We start from the raw sequence: 15,162 nt of genomic DNA, 5'->3' as shown, positions 1-15,162 counted from the left end.
GAGGCGGGGAAAATGGCACAGGAAGCGCTGGTGATCGGGGCGAGCGGCATGCTGACAGAGGTAGCTCGCTGGCTTGCCAAAGAAGGCTATCGAGTGACAGTGGTGGGACGCGAGCGGCAAAAGCTTGCCCGCGTGCGGGACGGTTCCGGCAATCCGGCAAAAAGCAGCACAGGCGATTGTCGGACAGGTTGAGCCGTGGGAGCGGCGTCCGAGTTACTGAGACTGTGAGATATATAAAAACGGCTGCTGCGGCAACCGTTTTTTCTTTTGCGTGAAACTGCTTATTACGAAAAAATGAAAACACCCCCGCCCAAGGAGGGGACGCACTGGCGATTCGCGCGAGCAGTGTGTCCGTCTCTCGTGGAACGGGGGTTTTGTTTTGGAACCCGTTGTTACGCAGTCTGGCAGCCGGAATCAGCCGCCCTGAGGGTTCAGCGTATTGAAGTATTGGACGATCCCTTTGTACAAGCCGTCTGCGGCGAGATCCTGCTGTTTTTCCGAGCGCACGCGCAGCTCCTCGTTGTAGTTGGACAGGAACCCGATCTCGGCCAGGATGGACGGAACGGAGTTTTCCCGCAGCACGAAGTAATCGCCAAAACGGGATTGCAAATCTTTGTAGCTCGTCGCTTTCACCAGTTCGTTTTGCACGAGGGACGCGAGCTTGCTGGAATTGCCTTGGTAGTAAAAAAACACGATGGAGCCGTTGGTTGCCGTGTTTGGATGTGTATTGTGGTGAATGCTGACAAAAATATCCGCTTTGTTCATGATGGCGACATCCACGCGCTGCTGCAAGGTGAGCTTGCGGTCATCCGCTCTCGTCATGATGACTTTGGCCCCGGAAGCCTCCAGCTTGTTTTTCAGCAGCAGGGCAACTTGCAGGTTGACGGTTTTTTCCAGCGTAGAAAAGCTTTTGCCGGTTGCGCCGTTGTCGTTGCCGCCGTGTCCTGCGTCGACGACGATCAGCTTTCCGGCGAGATCCTGACTGCGAATTACGGCAGGCACGCCGCTTGCCGATACGAGCCACCCGGCAATATAGCCTGTCGAGCCATCGCTGAGCGTTACTTTGAACCAGTCGCCCTCTTTGGACACGACGCTGTATTTTTCCCCTGCCTGCACTTGGCGAATCAAACCGTGCTCGGCACCGGGACCTGAGCGAACGTTCGTATTCGGATTGATGACCGTGACATACGGCCCGCTTGGTGTCGGCACATTCGGCCCGGAGACACTGACCAGCCATCCGGCTACCCAGCCTGTCTGTCCGGCTGATGTCTGCACCCGATACCACTCGCCTTGCTTCTCCAGCACCTTCAGCTTGCTGCCGACAGGCAACGTAGCGAGAATCGCACTGGACGTATTGGACTGGCTGCGCAGGTTCAGTCCGTCCGTTTGCACGGTAGCTGTCTGTTCGGCAGGTGTGGCAGGCTGACTCGGCTGACTTGCCGAGCCGGAATTAGCATCGGTGTTTGGCCCGGGAGACGTGGTCGTGTCTTGCGCGGGCTTGTTGCTGTCCGTTGATATCCAGGCGTTGACGCCATCGTAAGGGAATTGAATCCAGCCGTTTTGTTGCGATAAAACCGTGATCGTCTCGCCAGCGTGAAGCTGCCCGATGGCAGGAGCGCTGGCATCCGGCGTAGGGTACACGTAGGGAGCGAACTCTAGTGTCAGGCTTGCTCCTTGAACGGCTGTCGGCTTCGGCGGGGTGACGACACTCCCTGAATTGCCGGAGCCTCCTGGCTGTTGTGGTGCAGTAGTTCCGCTTCCCGGCGTGGAACCTGGCGACGCTGGGGATGAGCTGTCCTTGACCAGCCAGGCTGCCACCCAGCCTTTGCTTGTCCCATTTAGCTGAATCATGATCCAGTCGCCGTTTTTTTGCACGATCGGGTATTTGGTTCCCGGGTTGATCGTCGTCACAACCGGGTACGTTTGGCCCGGGCCGGAGCGGACGTTGAGATTGGTAGTCGTGCTCTCTGCCGTACTCGCCGGAGCTTGTGCAGGCTGCTGGTTTTGCGAGACGAGCCAGTTTGCCACCCAGCCGCTCTGACCATTAGGCAGCTTGACTTGAATCCAGTCGTTTTTGGTAGAGATGACAGGCAGCACGGTCTTGTTTGGCAGCGTGGTGACGACAGCGTCCTGAAGGCTCGGCCCGGAGCGGACATTGAGCTTGTCCACGCTGACCTGAACAGAACCGGCGGCCCAGGCAGTTGAAACGGGGAGGGAGATGGAGCAAGCGATAGCCAGGAGCGACCCCAGGATTTTTTGACGTAACAGCACGTTTTTGACATCCTTTCCAGATAAAATGCGAGGGAGGCGAAGCGTCGATTCTTTCATGTTTTTGCCAACACAATCACTTCGCGCCAGTTTCTCGTTTTTCCTGCAAGAAGCGACAAAGCTTTTGCCAGGTGCCGCTGGTTGCAATTTGTTGCAAAAGGCCATACTAGAACAGATAGAGCCACAAAAACGCAGGAGGAATTGCAGTGAGGCAGTCAAACAAGGAAACGTTTGCGCAAGGCTTGAATCGACAATTTTTTTCCGTCGACTTTCATGACGATTTGGCGAAAGAATCGTCACGGCAAAATGTAGAAATGTCCCAAGATTTTTATGTCAATATGCGAGACTTGCCGCAATCACACCCGAAAAGGAAGTAATCGCCTGAGATGCCGCCCATCCGCTCTGTTGACCGCGATTGTGCCTGTCAGCTATGATGGAGTGTGGCATTTTAAATAAGCAGGTGAGCACATATGATTCAAATAAAATGCGAGGGACACGCGTTTGAACGCGAACTCTCCTTAATTCTTGCGCTGTTTTACGAAGACCCTGCGTTAGCTTTTGTCTCGGAGTGGGATGGCGCTGCCGATATGCAAATCAGGCTCGCGCTTGCCACTGACAGCTCGGGTGTAGTGGCGTCGGGAGAACTGGATGACAAAACTACTCGACTCAGCCGCCAGGTCAGGCGGGAGTACGTTTCCCGCGATGAAAAGGCGATGCGCAAAACAGCGAAGCAGGCATTGTGCTACACGCTGTTGCTCATGCTGGAACAATATACGGGAATCGAACAAGGCTGGGGAATCTTGACGGGAATCCGTCCGACCAAACTGCTCCATCAGCTGAACGTGGCAGGTGTCGAGAAAGCAGAGGCGCACAAGCGGCTGCAACAGGATGTCATTTTGCGTCCGTACAAACTGGAGCTGCTCCAGGAGATCGTCGACAAGCAGCTTCACGTCGTGCCTGATCTGTACCAGATCGACCGCGAGCTGTCGGTGTACATCGGCATCCCTTTCTGTCCGACGAAGTGCGCCTACTGTACGTTTCCTGCCTACGCGATCCGCAGTCATACGGCTTCGGTCAATCCGTTTCTCGAAGGACTGCATTACGAGATCGAAAAGATGGGCGAGTGGTTGACGAGAAACGACCAGCGAATTACTTCGATCTACTTCGGGGGAGGAACGCCGACGAGCATTACCGCCGATGATATGAACCAGTTGTTCGAGACGATGCACCGCAGCTTCCCGCATATGGACGGCGTGCGCGAGTTGACTGTCGAAGCGGGCAGGCCGGATACGATTACGGCAGAAAAGCTCGATGTGATGAAACGGTGGGAAGTCGACCGGATCAGCATCAATCCCCAATCGTTTACACAAGAGACGCTCAAAGCGATCGGGCGGCACCATACCGTGGAGGAGACGATCGAGAAGTACCATCTCGCCATGGAAATGGGCCTGACCAATATCAACATGGACTTGATTATCGGGCTGCCGAACGAGGGCGTAGCCGAGCTGGCGCACAGTCTGGAAGAAGTGGAAAAGCTGATGCCTGCGTCGCTTACCGTGCACACGCTCTCCTTCAAGAGAGCTTCGGAAATGACCCAGAACAAGGAGCGTTACAAGGTAGCCAGTCGCGACGAAATCGGCAAAATGATGGAAATGGCGTCTGCCTGGACGAAAGCAAACGGCTACGATCCGTATTATTTGTATCGCCAAAAAAACATTTTGGGTAACCTGGAGAATGTCGGCTATGCGAAACCGGGGCAGGAAAGCATCTACAACATCATGATCATGGAAGAAGTGCAGACGATTCTCGGCCTTGGCTGCGGGGCGGTTTCCAAGCTGATGGCGCCGGGCAGCGGCAAGCTGAAGCGTTTTCCGAATCCGAAGGACCCGAAAACCTACAACGACACGTACAAAACATTGGTGGAAAACAAGCTGCGCGATCTGGATGAAGTCTACGCAGGGGCAACGACTACGTAAAAAAGCAGCGCAGGTGCAGGCTGAACGCGCGGCAAACCATAGTAAAAAAAGTTTTATGGAGCGCCTGTTGACGCCTGCTGGCTGGTTTGCTATGATTCACATTAAGCTTTTGGATACAATCAGATCTGATGACGGGAACAAGTACCCAACGAACCGGATAACCAGAGAGAAAGCGCCGTGGCTGAGAGTGCTTTCGTATCACGACTTGGTGAATGACATCCCTGAAGACCGCAGTGAACGAGCGAGGAGCAATCCTCTCCCTTCAGTAACTGGCAGGCGTGCGCCGGCGTTAACGGCTTAATCAAGTGGGATGGCCTTTGATACACAAGGCTGTTCAAACAGGGTGGCACCACGGGAGTATAACCAGTCTCTCGTCCCTGACATGTGGCGAATTGCTAAATGTCAGGAGGCGAGGGGCTTTTTTATTTGGCTAAATAGAAAAGGTCCTTTGATCCTGGAGGTTTGGCGTTGCCCAAGTTTTTCAAAAGACATGGAGGTTCGAGAGGAATGACGAGAATCCAGATTCCCCGCGGTACGCAGGATATCATGCCAGGTACCGTAGAGTTGTGGCACTACGTAGAGGCAAAAGCCCGCGATTTGTGCCGCCGCTTTAACTACGCGGAGATTCGCACGCCGCTGTTCGAGAGCACGGAGTTGTTCCAGCGAGGCGTTGGCGAGACGACGGACATCGTGGAAAAGGAAATGTACAGCGTAGCAAATCCGCGCAGCAACGACGCGCTCACGCTGCGTCCGGAAGGGACGGCTGGCGTCGTACGCTCTTACGTGGAAAACAAGCTGTACGGATCGCCCAACCAGCCTACCAAGCTGTACTATCTGGGGCCGATGTTCCGCCACGAGCGCCCGCAAGCAGGACGCTACCGCCAATTCGTTCAATTCGGGGCAGAAGCGATCGGTTCGAGCGACCCGGCGATTGATGCAGAAGTGATCGGCCTCGCCATTCGCCTGTATCAGGAGCTTGGCCTGACAGGGCTGTCTGTCGAGCTGAACAGCGTCGGCACCGTAGAAGACCGCGCTCGCCACCGCGAGCATTTGCTGGCGCATCTGAACGGCGTACGCTCCGAGCTGTGCGAGGATTGCCAATCCCGGATTGATCGCAATCCGCTGCGCGTGCTCGATTGCAAAAACGAAAAATGCAAAACATTGACCAAAGACGCACCTTCCATTCTGGATTACTTGAGCGAAGCATCGGCAGCTCACTTCGAAGCAGTGAAAGGCTACCTGACTGCTCTCGACATTCCGTACCATGTCAATCCGCGTCTGGTTCGTGGATTGGACTACTACACGCTGACGGCTTTCGAGATCAAAATGGCGGAAATCGGCGCGGTGGAAACGCTTTGCGGCGGCGGACGCTACAACGGTCTGGTTGCAGAGCTGGGCGGCGACGATATGCCAGGCATCGGTTTCGCGCTGAGTATCGAGCGCTTGCTGCTCGCTCTGGAGAAACAAGGCGTGCAGCTGCCGATTAGCGGCGGTATTGACTGCTTCGTCGTCGTACAGACACCGGAAGCCAAACAAGGCGCCTTTATTCTCGTCGACCAACTGCGTCAAGCAGGCGTGGCTGCCGAACTGGACTACCTCGACCGGAAAATGAAAGCGCAGCTGAAACAGGCTGATCGCCTCTCGGCCCGCTTTACGGCCATCATCGGAGAATCCGAGCTGGCAAACGGTACCGTCGTTCTGAAAGAAATGGCAACAGGCGAACAGCAGGAGCTGAAACAGGCTGATTTCGTAGCTGCGCTTGCCGCAAAAGTACAAGGCAACAACTAACAAAACAAAGCAAAAGTGGGGGAAATCATCATGTCTTGGCAATATCGCACCGTACACTGCGGTGAAGTGACAACTGCACACGTAGGACAGGAAATCGTATTGAACGGCTGGGTACAAAAGCGCCGCGACCTCGGCGGAGTTATTTTCATCGACTTCCGCGACCGTACGGGAATCGTGCAGATCGTATTCAACCCGGAGCACAACAAAGCGGCTTGGGAAGCGGCTGACAAAGTGCGCAGCGAGTACGTTCTGGTCGTAAAAGGAACAGTAGTCAACCGCGCGCCTGAAGCAATCAATCCGAAGCTGAAAACAGGCGAAGTCGAAGTTCATATTTCCGACATTCAAATCTTGAACGACGCGAAAACGCCTCCGTTCCAAATCGAAGACGACATCGAAGTAGATGAGCAAGTTCGCCTGAAATACCGCTACCTCGACCTGCGCCGTCCGGAAATGCAACGTTCCCTGTTCCTGCGCAGCAAAGCGGCGAAAGCATTCCGCGACTTCCTGGACGAGAACGGCTTCCTGGAAGTAGAGACACCGATTTTGAACAAGAGCACGCCAGAGGGCGCCCGCGATTACCTCGTGCCGTCCCGTGTGCATCCAGGCGAGTTTTACGCCCTGCCGCAATCCCCTCAGCTGTTCAAGCAGCTTTTGATGGTGTCCGGTCTGGAGCGCTACTACCAGATCGCCCGCTGCTTCCGCGACGAAGACTTGCGCGCTGACCGCCAGCCTGAGTTTACCCAGGTGGACATCGAGACGTCGTTCTTATCGATGGACGAAATTTTGCCGATGATGGAAAAAATGGTCGCTCACGTGTTCAAGCAAACGATCGGCGTGGATGTCGTGACGCCATTCCCTCGTCTGACTTACGCGGAAGCGATGGGACGCTACGGCTCTGACAAACCGGACGTGCGCTTCGGCATGGAGCTGACAGATGTATCCGACCTCGTAGTCAACAGCGACTTTAAAGTGTTCGCTTCTGTCGTATCTGGCGGCGGTCAAGTAAAAGGGATCAATGCAAAAGGCTGCGGTCACTACTCCCGCAAAGAAGCAGACGATCTGGGCAAATTCGCTTCCCGCTACGGAGCAAAAGGCTTGGCTTGGATGGGCTTCAAAGATGGCGAAGTAAAAGGACCAATTGCCAAGTTCTTTAAAGAAGAAGAAATTACCGAGCTGAAAAAGCGTCTCGAAGCGGAAGAAGGCGACCTGCTTCTGTTCGTAGCCGACAAGCCGAAAGTGGTTGCAGACGCATTGGGAGCACTGCGCTCCAAGCTGGGCGCGGAGCTTGGCCTGATCGACCACAGCAAGTTCGCGTTCCTCTGGGTTGTAGACTTCCCGCTGGTAGAGTGGGATGAGGATGCCAAACGTTACGTGGCCCTGCACCATCCGTTCACTCGTCCAAAAGACGAAGACCTGCACCTGTTCGACACCGATCCGGGCCAAATCCGTGCGCAAGCGTACGACATGGTGCTCAACGGCTACGAACTGGGCGGCGGTTCCATGCGGATTTTCAAACGCGACGTGCAAGAAAAAATGTTCAAGGCGCTCGGCTTCACACTGGAAGAAGCGCATGAGCAATTCGGCTTCCTCCTCGATGCATTCGAGTACGGTACACCTCCACACGGCGGAATCGCCCTCGGTCTGGACCGTCTGATCATGCTCCTGGCTGGCCGTACCAACCTGCGTGAAGTGATCGCGTTCCCGAAAACGGCAAGTGCGAGCGACCTGATGGTCAACGCGCCGGATGTAGTAGCTCCGAAACAACTGCAAGAGCTGTCGATTGCAACAATCGTGACAGAAGAAGAAAAGGTAGAAGCGTAATCGACTTGCGCAACTGCATTGCTGTTTGATACATTGGTAATACTATCTACAAAGCCCTGCGATGTTCGTGACATCCGATAGTTTTGAGCCACAAAGTTTGTTCAGGGAGTTTTTCGTCCGCAATTGTAAAGGCATGCCTCCGTCGAGTGGACGTCTGTAACAGTTGGGCAAGACACCCACCTGCGATTAGCAGGTTCAAAACTAAGGAGCTACACGGCATAATGGGGCTCCTTTTTTCTTTGTGATTCCTACTTTTCCGATTGACAATTATCTTACTTGCGAATGAAAGGTGAAACGAACGATGCTTCATCAATTTTCCCGTTGCGAATTGGCCTTCGGTCCCGAAGGTTTGGAAAAAATGAAAAATAGCTGCGTCGCGGTTCTCGGAGTCGGCGGTGTCGGTTCCTTTACAGTGGAAGCGCTGGCGCGTACAGGTGTAGGCAAGCTTGTGCTGGTGGACAAGGACGCCGTTGACATCACGAACATTAATCGGCAAATTCATGCGACACTGAACACGATTGGACAAAAAAAGGCAGAACTGATGAAGGAGCGCATCGCTTCGATCAATCCCGAGTGCGAAGTCGTGACGCTCAACATGTTTTACAACGAGGAGACATATGAGCAGTTGTTTGCCCATGAACTCGACTATATCGTAGACGCCATGGATACGATGTCTGCCAAGCTGCATCTGATCCAGGAAGCCAAACGCCGCAACATCCCGGTTATCTCCAGCATGGGCGCTGCCAACAAAATGGACCCGACCCGGTTTGAAGTAGCGGATATTTCCCAGACGAGCTACGATCCGATCGCCAAGGTCATTCGCCGCGAGCTGCGCAAAAAAGGCATCTACAAAGGCGTCAAGGTCGTCTATTCACGAGAGATTCCTGTAAACGTGCGCACGGATGTGCGTGAGAAAATCGTTTCCAACCCGGATTCACCGATTAGCAAAGTGCGGCAGCCTCCAGCGAGCAACGCGTTTGTTCCGTCCGTAGCGGGCCTGATTTTGGCCAGCGTCGTCGTGCGTGACTTGCTGGACTGGCAGCCGATAAAAGGATAGGGTAGCATGAACGATCTGTTTTCGTTTGCTTATGAAGAAGAGGGCGGCAGCAAGCAAAAGCCGCTCGCTGCACGCATGCGTCCAAAGACGATCCAGGAAGTGATCGGCCAATCCCACATTCTCGCGCCAGGCAAGCTCCTGCGCCGGGCGATTGAAGCCGATCAAGTATCGTCGCTCATTTTTTACGGGCCGCCCGGGACGGGAAAAACGACCTTGGCAAAAGTGATTGCCCGGACGACCCGCACGCATTTTTCCGAGTTGAACGCCGTAACGGCAGGAGTGGCGGACATTCGCAAAGTCGTTGAGGCGGCCAAGGAAAGACTCGTGATGGACAACCAGCGCACGACTTTGTTCGTCGATGAGATTCATCGCTTCAACAAGTCCCAGCAAGATGCGCTGCTTCCTTATGTAGAGGAAGGCACGATCATTTTGATCGGGGCGACGACGGAGAATCCTTTTTTCGAGGTCAATCCGGCGCTGTTGTCGCGTTCGCAAGTGTTTTCGCTCCAGTCGCTTTCGCACGAGGAATTGCAGCAGGTCATGGATCGCGCGCTCGCAGATGAAGAGAACGGATTGGCGGAACTGTCTGTCAACGTGACGAAGGAAGCGGCGGAGCATTTGATCCAGTATGCAGAAGGAGACGCCAGACGTTTGCTGAACGCCTTGGAGCTGGCTGTGATGACGACGCCGCCCGGAGCGGACGGGAGAGTGACCGTAACGCTCGATGTAGCGGTCGAGTCGATCCAACGCCGCGCCGTGCGCTATGACAAAAGCGGCGACAACCACTACGACACGATTTCCGCTTTTATCAAGTCGATACGCGGTTCCGATCCCGATGCTGCGCTGTACTGGCTGGCGAGGATGATCGATGCCGGAGAAGACCCGCGGTTTATTTCGCGCCGACTGGTCATCTCGGCTTCCGAGGATATTGGAAATGCCGATCCGCAGGCGATCTCGGTTGCGGTAGCCTGCTTCCAAGCGGTAGAATTGGTGGGGATGCCTGAAGGACGAATCCCGCTGGCGCAAGCGACGACGTATTTGGCTACAGCTCCGAAAAGCAATGCCGCATACAACGGGATCAACTCTGCGCTGGACCGGATTCGCACCGACGGCCACAAGCAGGTTCCTATCCACTTGCGAGACTCGGCTTACAAGGGCGCAGCCAAGCTGGGACACGGTCAGGGATATCTGTATCCGCACGACTATCCGTACGGTTATGTGCCCCAACAGTATCTGCCTGACGGTGTACATTATTCGTTTTACCAGCCAAAGGACTTTGGCTACGAGCGTCATATCCGGCGTTTTCAGGAAGAGAGACAAAAGCTGGATAACCGTGGATTGCCGAAGAAAAACTCCCCCGAATAAAGGGGGAGGGTGAAGTTAGGTGCGGACGTCTCCGCCGGGTTTGTTCGGCAAGTCACCGTTTTCGTTTGGCTGTTTGCTCTGTTCGCTCGCCCCGTAGCGGGCTTTGTGGGCAATGGTGCCCGCAGGCTGTTCGTACAACGTGTCGGACGGGTGGTTGCGTCCTCGTTCTGAGCGTTTGTTTGTCGCCATTTTGCTTTCACCCCCTAAGATGCTAGTGTGTCCCAGGACGCTCAAGTCATGTAAGCTAAGGGAGTGGGTAAACCCAAGAATAAGAGGAGAGTTGCTACGTGAAGATTTCTACGAAAGGACGCTACGGACTGACGATCATGATGGAACTGGCCAACCGTGTTGGGGAAGGGCCGACTTCCTTGCGCAGCATTGCCCAGAAGCACGACCTGTCCGAGCATTATTTGGAGCAGTTGATCGCGCCTTTGCGCAACGCAGGATTGGTGAAAAGTATTCGCGGAGCTTACGGCGGCTACGTGCTGGCGAAACAGCCGGACGAAATATCCGCAGGCGACGTCATCCGCGTACTGGAAGGACCGATCAGTCCGGTCGAGTTTGCAGAAGAAGAAGATCCGGCCAAACGCCATCTGTGGCTGCGCATTCGCGACAGCATCTCTGCGGTGCTGGACGCGACTTCGCTTCAGGATTTGATCAGCTTCGAAGACGACGGGCATTCCGATAACTATATGTTTTACATTTAAGCAACAGCTACCAAGCTAGTAGAAGGTGACACAGTGTCTGACATGTTGTATTTTGACCACGCTGCCACGACTCCGGTACATCCGCGAGTGCTGGAAGCGATGACTCCGTATTTGACGCAAGTATTCGGCAACCCGTCCAGTGTCCACGGTGCCGGTCGCGAGGCGCGCAAAGCATTGGAGCAAGCGCGGGATGCGATTGCCAGCTTCATGGGTGCCGAAGCGCAATCGCTCATTTTTACGAGCGGCGGCACGGAAGCGGACAATATGGCGATTATCGGCGGGGCGATGGCCCAGCGCGAACGCGGCCGCCATGTCATTACGACGCAAATCGAGCATCATGCCGTCCTGCACGCTTGCGAGTATTTGGAGCAGGCAGGGTTTGACGTCACGTATTTGCCCGTAGATGAGACAGGCTCTGTCCGCATGGAAGACTTGCAGCAGGCTGTTCGTCCCGATACGGTGCTTGTGTCGATCATGTACGGCAACAACGAAGTGGGAACGATTCAACCCATCGTAGAGATCGGGAACTTCCTCCGGGAAAAAGGCATTATTTTTCATACAGACGCCGTTCAGGCATTTGGCGTGCTGCCGTTTCAAGTGAGCGAGTTGCCTGTGGACATGCTGTCCGTGTCCGCGCATAAAATCAACGGGCCAAAAGGCGTTGGCGCCCTGTACCTCGGACGCAAGATTCCGGTGTCTCCGATTTTGCACGGCGGCTCCCAAGAGCGCAAGCGCCGGGCGGGAACGGAGAATTTGGCGGGAATCGTCGGCTTTGCAGAAGCGACGAAGGTTGCCGCAGAGGAGAGGGCGGACCGGGTAGCCAAATACGAGCAGATGAAGGCAGTCATGCTCGCGGTTTGGCAAGAGGCGAACATCGCTTACCATGTAAACGGTCATCCCGAGCATGTGCTCCCGCATATTTTGAATGTCAGCTTCCCTGGCGTTCACACCGAGACGATGCTGATGAACCTCGACTTGGTTGGCATCGCAGCTGCGAGTGGCTCTGCCTGCACGTCCGGGTCGCTGGAACTGTCGCATGTACTCGTGGCGATGAAGCTTGCCGATGAGATTGCCCGATCCGCCATCCGCTTCAGCTTTGGCATTACCAACACGGTAGAAGAAGCAAAACAGGCAGCGCAGGCTGTGGCGCAAATCGTGAGCCGTCTCGCCCGAAGCAAATAGCCTTCAACGACAAACGAACCGCTTGGGTTATGTCCCTGAGCGGTTTTTTCCTGTCCAAAAAATGGTTGCCTGCCGGATTCCAACGGCTTTTCGCAAACATACGCTACTACTGACGTCGGTTGAAAAAGGTGAGAGTATGTTCACGGACAAAGCATCTGAGGCAAAAGCGAAAAAAATCGAAGCAGAGAAGGCGACCAGACTTTGTGCGGAGCCAGAGCTGGAAAAGCAAGAAAGGCAGCAAAAGCAAACGCATCTGAAAGCGGACTGTCATTACTTTTGTGCGATCGCGGATGGGACGAAGCGGGTCTACACCGACGAGGACGCCTGGTTGCCGTACACGACCAGCGGGATTCTTGATCCAGACTGCGTTTCGTTGGTGAACTTGTTTATCAACGGGATGATCCAGCCTCCTGTCCTCTATGAAGTAGCCAAAGGCAGACTGCGGCTGCTGACAAAAGAGCCTCCAGGCAAAGATGTGAGCATCGTCCTGCAATTCATTGCCATTGCCGCATCCTAGCGTTCGCGACGGAAAATAAGGCGGATGATTACGTCACTTGTCCAACACTTCTTCGCAGCTTGCTCAATAAAATAGAGTAGCAACGAAAAAGGAGGACGGATGATGGCGCTTGAGATACTGAAGATCGTGGTCACAGCTACGACGACAACGAATGCGGTTCCGACCGTGACGCGCTTTTTTCGCAGAACATTGGCTCTTGTCGTCGGACCGGCGACGTTGACCATAAATGTAGGGGACTTTCAAACGGATGCGGGTACAACGGCTACCTCTCTCCCGACCCTTCCGGCAAACAATAGCTACTATAACGTCTACATTAACGGGATCATGCAAATGGGCGGGCTTACCACTTATACTCCGGGTGGATCGGGAGTAGGGAAGCTGGACATTACCGTGCCGTCGGGGCAAACGATCGCACTCAGTACCGTCATTGTACTGGAAATTGTCAGCTATGCTCCTACGTCGTCGACAACAGTGAGCTGACGGCGCAGCGTACCACAGCACACATGGAAAATGAGGGAATAAAAGGAAAAACTACAGATAACAGTTCGGTGCAGATTGCAAGCAAAAAAAGCAATCTGCTTTTGTTTTTCGCTCCAAATTTTCTAATTGTGTGGCAATTGTGGTTAATAGTGGATAACAATGTTAGAATGATTCCGTAGAACCAGGCCGGAAGAACGAAAGCGCTTTCGTCCAGCAAAAGGAGAGGAATTATTCATGATTGCCAGACGTATCTCGATTCGCTACAAACTGGTGCTTACCATTCTCTTCCTGACCATGCTTCCATTGATGGTAGTCGGGTACATCCAGTTTGAAAACGCACGGAATGCGGTTTACAGACTGACCGTTTCCGATTTGCAATACATAACCCAAATGAAGGCCCGGGAGCTGGTTCCCTACACGCAGGACACAACGATCAGCGACAGCAATAGACAAAAAATTGACGAGATCATTCGCGAGGTGGCAGAGAGCTACTATAAGCCGAATGGCATGGTTGGCTATGCCTATATCGCGGATGCCAGCGGAGTCCCGATCTTCCACCCGGACCCGAACGTGCAAAACAAATCGCTCGCGGGCGAAGCGTTCATGCAAGAGATGCTGGCGAAAAAGAGCGGCTGGCTGGAGTATGAGTTCCAGGGAGCTACGAAGTTGACCGTGTACGAAGAGTTGCCGAACGGCTGGATTCTCGCGATTGGCAGCTACCAGAACGATTTGCTGGCGACGATCGAGAGCAGCCGTCCGATGATGTTCCTTTTGAACCTGATTAGTGCAATCGTGGCTCTGGCTACCGGAATTTTTATCGTCAGCAGGCTGGTTCGTCCGCTGAAAGAGCTGGTCGCAGCGATGAAAATGGCCGAGACGGGAGATTTGACCAAGCGTGCGAAAATCCGTTCGGGGGACGAGCTTGGCGAGCTGTCAGCTATGTACAACGAGATGATGGAAGTGTTTTGTAAAATGCTGAGTGAAGTGCAGCGTGTCTCCCAGCAGGTTGCGGCGGCATCCGAGGAGTTGACAGCGAGTGCAGCAGAGAGTGCCAGGGCTGCCGAGCAAATCTCGCTTGCTTCAACCGAGATCGCCATGGGCTCGGAGCAGCAGAAACAGACCGTATCGGATACCACTCGATCTTTGTCGCACATCGGCGGCGATATCCAAGAAATCGCCTCTTCCACGGAGCGGGTCAATGCGGATGCGACGCAGGCGTTCCTTTTGGCGCAAGATGGCGAAGGCAAGCTGAAAGAACTTGTTCAGGAAATGGATCAGATCACAAATCATGCGAGGAACACAGAGCAAGTCATCCGGGAACTGGGAATGCAATCGGAAAAAATTATTGGAATTATTACGATCATCCGGCAAATTTCTGATCAAACCAATCTGCTTGCGCTGAATGCAGCGATTGAAGCTGCCCGCGCAGGTGAACAAGGAAAAAGCTTTGCAGTCGTTGCGCAAGAGGTACGCAAGCTGGCAGAACAGTCAGGACATGCGGCAGAAGAAATTGCTTCGCTGATCCATGCGATTCATACCGATATTTTGGATGCGGTGCACGCGATGGGAACGACAACCGAAGCCGTCCAGGAAGGCAGAGGCGGAGTAGCCATCGCCGGAGAAAGCTTCCAGCAAATTTTGGTGGCCGTCCAGGATGTCAGTCAGCAAGTGTACCGGATGAACGAGGCGGCCCAAGGGATTCATCGCGATACGGTCAAACTGGTCGCGCACTCGGATAAAATTGCGGAGCTGGCTGACACGGCGGCACGAGATACGCAAGAGGTAGCGGCAGCGTCCGAACAACAGACCGCGACGACGCAAGAGATGACGGCGGCTGCGGAAACATTGGCGCAAATGGCTGAACAGTTGTCAGACCAAGTAAAACGCTTTACAATTTAAAACGTATGACTGCGAGAAAAATCCACTTTCCCTGTTAAAGTGGATTTTTCTGTTCGTGCCACTTTGAACGTGCTTGGAGCAAGCAAGAGAGGAGAAGGTGAG

General features: G+C 54.2%; 14 protein-coding genes and 1 other RNA gene. 13 read left to right on the top strand and 2 right to left on the bottom strand.

Annotation, left to right across the window (positions count from 1 at the left end; genetic code table 11):
• The first annotated feature begins 12 nt into the window (after window positions 1-12).
• Window positions 13-192 (top strand): Rossmann-fold NAD(P)-binding domain-containing protein, encoded by a 180-nt coding sequence (locus IRJ17_RS23085; protein WP_233454075.1) that lies wholly within the window; start codon window positions 13-15, stop codon window positions 190-192.
• Window positions 193-414: 222 nt separating this feature from the next.
• Here the strand turns inward: IRJ17_RS23085 and IRJ17_RS23080 are convergent, their stop codons facing one another.
• A complete protein-coding gene (locus IRJ17_RS23080) occupies window positions 415-2,328 on the bottom strand; it encodes an N-acetylmuramoyl-L-alanine amidase family protein (protein ID WP_420840577.1) in 1,914 nt (637 codons plus the stop codon).
• A gap of 146 nt (window positions 2,329-2,474) precedes the next feature.
• Between IRJ17_RS23080 and IRJ17_RS23075 the strand changes: the two genes are divergently transcribed.
• The 7 genes from IRJ17_RS23075 (at window position 2,475) to IRJ17_RS23045 (ending at window position 10,275) form a co-directional block, all read left to right on the top strand.
• Complete coding sequence (locus tag IRJ17_RS23075; RefSeq protein WP_167470285.1) at window positions 2,475-2,645, top strand: hypothetical protein; 171 nt, start codon at window positions 2,475-2,477, stop codon at window positions 2,643-2,645.
• 93 nt (window positions 2,646-2,738) lie between these two features.
• The gene (locus IRJ17_RS23070) at window positions 2,739-4,244 is read left to right on the top strand and encodes a coproporphyrinogen III oxidase (protein WP_242772004.1); all 1,506 of its coding nucleotides are present in this window, start codon (window positions 2,739-2,741) and stop codon (window positions 4,242-4,244) included.
• Between the two features lie 507 nt (window positions 4,245-4,751).
• Window positions 4,752-6,032, top strand: a complete 1,281-nt coding sequence (gene hisS, locus IRJ17_RS23065; RefSeq protein ID WP_173597460.1) for a histidine--tRNA ligase — start codon at window positions 4,752-4,754, stop codon at window positions 6,030-6,032.
• A gap of 30 nt (window positions 6,033-6,062) precedes the next feature.
• Complete coding sequence (gene aspS / locus IRJ17_RS23060) at window positions 6,063-7,853, top strand: aspartate--tRNA ligase (protein ID WP_217022422.1); 1,791 nt, start codon at window positions 6,063-6,065, stop codon at window positions 7,851-7,853.
• Between the two features lie 50 nt (window positions 7,854-7,903).
• Window positions 7,904-8,085: non-coding RNA, 6S RNA (ssrS, locus tag IRJ17_RS23055), on the top strand.
• 69 nt (window positions 8,086-8,154) lie between these two features.
• Complete coding sequence (locus IRJ17_RS23050) at window positions 8,155-8,910, top strand: tRNA threonylcarbamoyladenosine dehydratase (RefSeq protein ID WP_122964195.1); 756 nt, start codon at window positions 8,155-8,157, stop codon at window positions 8,908-8,910.
• Between the two features lie 6 nt (window positions 8,911-8,916).
• Window positions 8,917-10,275: an AAA family ATPase gene (locus IRJ17_RS23045; protein WP_122964194.1), complete on the top strand. Its 1,359-nt coding sequence runs from the start codon at window positions 8,917-8,919 to the stop codon at window positions 10,273-10,275.
• Window positions 10,276-10,290: 15 nt separating this feature from the next.
• Here IRJ17_RS23045 and IRJ17_RS23040 read toward each other — a convergent pair whose 3' ends face one another.
• On the bottom strand, window positions 10,291-10,464 hold the full coding sequence (locus IRJ17_RS23040) for a hypothetical protein (RefSeq protein ID WP_167470284.1): 174 nt from the start codon (window positions 10,462-10,464) through the stop codon (window positions 10,291-10,293).
• 98 nt (window positions 10,465-10,562) lie between these two features.
• On the opposite strand from IRJ17_RS23040, the gene cymR reads away from it, so the two are divergent.
• The 5 genes from cymR (at window position 10,563) to IRJ17_RS23015 (ending at window position 15,060) form a co-directional block, all read left to right on the top strand.
• Entirely contained in the window at window positions 10,563-10,982 is a 420-nt protein-coding gene (gene cymR, locus IRJ17_RS23035; protein ID WP_063230222.1) for a cysteine metabolism transcriptional regulator CymR, read from the top strand.
• Window positions 10,983-11,015: 33 nt separating this feature from the next.
• Window positions 11,016-12,164 carry a cysteine desulfurase family protein gene (locus tag IRJ17_RS23030; protein WP_173597459.1) on the top strand — a complete coding sequence of 383 codons (1,149 nt, stop codon included), beginning with the start codon at window positions 11,016-11,018 and terminating at the stop codon, window positions 12,162-12,164.
• A gap of 136 nt (window positions 12,165-12,300) precedes the next feature.
• A complete protein-coding gene (locus IRJ17_RS23025) occupies window positions 12,301-12,681 on the top strand; it encodes a DUF4183 domain-containing protein (protein ID WP_167470283.1) in 381 nt (126 codons plus the stop codon).
• Between the two features lie 102 nt (window positions 12,682-12,783).
• Window positions 12,784-13,161 (top strand): DUF4183 domain-containing protein, encoded by a 378-nt coding sequence (locus IRJ17_RS23020; protein ID WP_122964191.1) that lies wholly within the window; start codon window positions 12,784-12,786, stop codon window positions 13,159-13,161.
• Between the two features lie 234 nt (window positions 13,162-13,395).
• A complete protein-coding gene (locus IRJ17_RS23015; protein WP_173597457.1) occupies window positions 13,396-15,060 on the top strand; it encodes a methyl-accepting chemotaxis protein in 1,665 nt (554 codons plus the stop codon).
• The last annotated feature ends 102 nt before the right edge of the window (window positions 15,061-15,162 follow it).

Source organism: Brevibacillus parabrevis, from assembly GCF_022701015.1.
Taxonomy (GTDB): domain Bacteria; phylum Bacillota; class Bacilli; order Brevibacillales; family Brevibacillaceae; genus Brevibacillus; species Brevibacillus parabrevis.
Note: the sequence above shows the minus strand (reverse complement) of the source record. Positions and strands in the feature narration are given on the sequence as shown.